This is a genomic window from Kitasatospora sp. NPDC057512 (assembly GCF_042802135.1).
GTDB lineage: Bacteria > Actinomycetota > Actinomycetes > Streptomycetales > Streptomycetaceae > Kitasatospora.
On sequence record NZ_JBHVET010001037.1, the window covers coordinates 1 to 2,282 of the forward strand.

The window sequence follows — 2,282 nt, forward strand, 5'->3', positions numbered from 1 at the left end:
ACCGTGGACACGATCAGCAGCGGCATCGAGTTCGCCGCCTCGCCGCCGAGCAGGGCGGCCGCGAGGACCGTACTGGTGACGGGCAGGCCGGTGACGGCGGCACCGGAGGCCGCGAGGCCGACGGCCAGGGCGGGCGCGGCACCGAAGCCCGGCAGCGGCGCGCAGGCCGTGCCGAGGGCCGCGCCGAGCAGGATCGCCGGGAAGATCGGGCCGCCGCGCAGGCTGCCGAGGGCGATCGACCAGCCCAGCCCCTTGCACAGCACCAGGGCCAGCAGCGCGCCGACCGGCCAGGCGGCCGGGTCGGCGGCGAGCGTGCCCAGGGTGGCCTGCCCGGAGAGCGCGGCCTCCTCCGGGGAGCGGCCGGTCAGCAGGGCGTACGCGGCGAGGCAGCCGCCGACGGCGACCGCGCACAGCACGGTGCGCAGAGCCGTCTTCCGGGCGGTGCCGGTCGTGGTGAGGGCCTTCACCCGGCGACCGACGGTCTGTCCGGCCACGCAGACCACGGCGATCGCGACGGCCAGCGGGACGCCCCAGAGGAAGTCCCCCGCGTCCGGCACCCCGCTCCTCGGCACGTGCGGCAGCGAGAGCGCGCCGATCGCCAGTCCGGTCCAGTGGCCGAAGCCGGTGAAGACCAGCGCGCCGACCCCGCCGGCCAGCAGGCTGGGCAGGATCAGCGCGATCAGCTGCGGGCCGCCCAGCCCGGCCGCCTCGATCAGCATCACGGCGGCCACCAGCGGGCTGCCGAAGATGGTGGAGATCGCGGCCGCCGCCCCCGCCGTCCCCAACACCGCCACCAGCTGCGGCTGTTCGGCCCGCCGGGCGGACCGGACGGCGAGCAGGGCGAGTCCGCCGCCGAGCGCCATCAACGGCGCCTCCGGGCCGAGCACCACGCCGAGCGGCAGACCGGCGAGCGCGGCCAGCACCACGCCGGGGACGGCGACCGGCGGCGTGGGCGGGCCTCCGAGCCCGTCCACCGGGACGTGGCCGCCGCGCCCGGGCAGCCGGGTCACGATCGGGGCGAGCAGCAGGCCGGCCAGCAGCAGCGTGGGCAGCGGCCACCACCAGGGGGCGCGCCCGTAGCCGGCCGCGGCCGGCAGGCTCTCCCAGATCCAGTGCTGGAGTTCGTGCTCCAGGCCGACGAAGCCGAAGGCCGCCAGCGAGACCGGGATGCCGACCAGCGCCGAGACCATCAGCAGGCGCGGGTAGCCCCTGTGCAGCAGCACCTCGTGCAGGGTCGGGCCGCTGCCCGGCTGCCGGGACGTCGTCGGCATCGCCGCTCCCTCGCGCTCCCGGGCCACCCGCCGCCCGGGAGGCCCCGTCCTGCGACCGAGTCTCACCCGGCACCGGGAGCCGCGCACGGCGCACGGGCCGTCAGCCGGGGCCGCGGCGGGCGCGGCTGCGCCGTCCGGGTGACGGTCGGGGGCGAGCGTGCCGGGCCGGGCGCGGGGCGCGCTTCGGGGGTCCTCGCCGGGCCCGTACGACAGGCCTCAGCGGGCGTCGGGGCCCAGCGCGCTCTCGATGCTCTGGACCATCCGCCACAGCGGCGCCCGGCGGCTGGCGACCAGGACCACGACGTCCTCGGACTCGCCCTCGACGGCGGCCTCGGCCGGGCGGTCGCCCCAGGTGCCCGTGACGAAGGCCATCGCCGCGTCCACCTCGGCCACCCAGTCGCTCTTCCCGCCCGAACGCAGCCAGGTGCGCAGGGCGTGGTTGTGCGCGGAGACGACGGCGGCGGCGATCACGTCCGCGCGCAGGGGGCCGTCCGGGCGGTCGGCGAAGCGGCCGCGCAGGTAGGCGGCGAGGGTGTGCTCGTAGCGCCAGACCACGGACAGCTCGTACGCCCGCAGGCCGGGCACCTTGCGGGTCAGCCGGTAGCGCTGGACGGAGAAGGAGGGCTGCTCGGCGTACATCCGCAGGACCAGGCGGGCGGCGTCGCAGGCGTGCTTGACCGGGTCCTCCTCGCCGGTGCCGGACTCCAGGAACTCCGTCATCTCGGCGAGGCTGCGCTCGTGGTCGGGGAAGACCACGTCCTCCTTGGCCGGGAAGTAGCGGAAGAAGGAGCGCCGGCCGACACCGGCCAGCGAGACGATGTCGTCGACGGTGGTCTGTTCGAAGCCGCGCTCCAGGAAGAGCTCGAAGGCCGCGGCCACCAGCGCCTCGCGCATCGCCGGCTTCGAGGGCCCGTCAGTCATGGGCTGGTCCTGCTCTTCCTGCTCGCTCATCCATCGGAACCTAACATCCGTGCGCGGGGTCGGCGCCGACGGCCGGGCCGCTCCGGGCCC

The 2,282-nt window shown here is 76.8% G+C and carries 2 protein-coding genes; both read right to left on the minus strand.

Annotation, left to right across the window (positions count from 1 at the left end; all coding sequences use genetic code 11):
• The coding region (locus ACFU6K_RS37230) for a chloride channel protein (RefSeq protein ID WP_380670815.1) at positions 1 to 1,271 on the minus strand (1,271 nt) is incomplete at its 3' end.
• A gap of 216 nt (positions 1,272 to 1,487) precedes the next feature.
• Positions 1,488 to 2,222, minus strand: a complete 735-nt coding sequence (locus tag ACFU6K_RS37235) for a TetR family transcriptional regulator (RefSeq protein WP_380670817.1) — start codon at positions 2,220 to 2,222, stop codon at positions 1,488 to 1,490.
• Positions 2,223 to 2,282 lie beyond the last annotated feature (60 nt).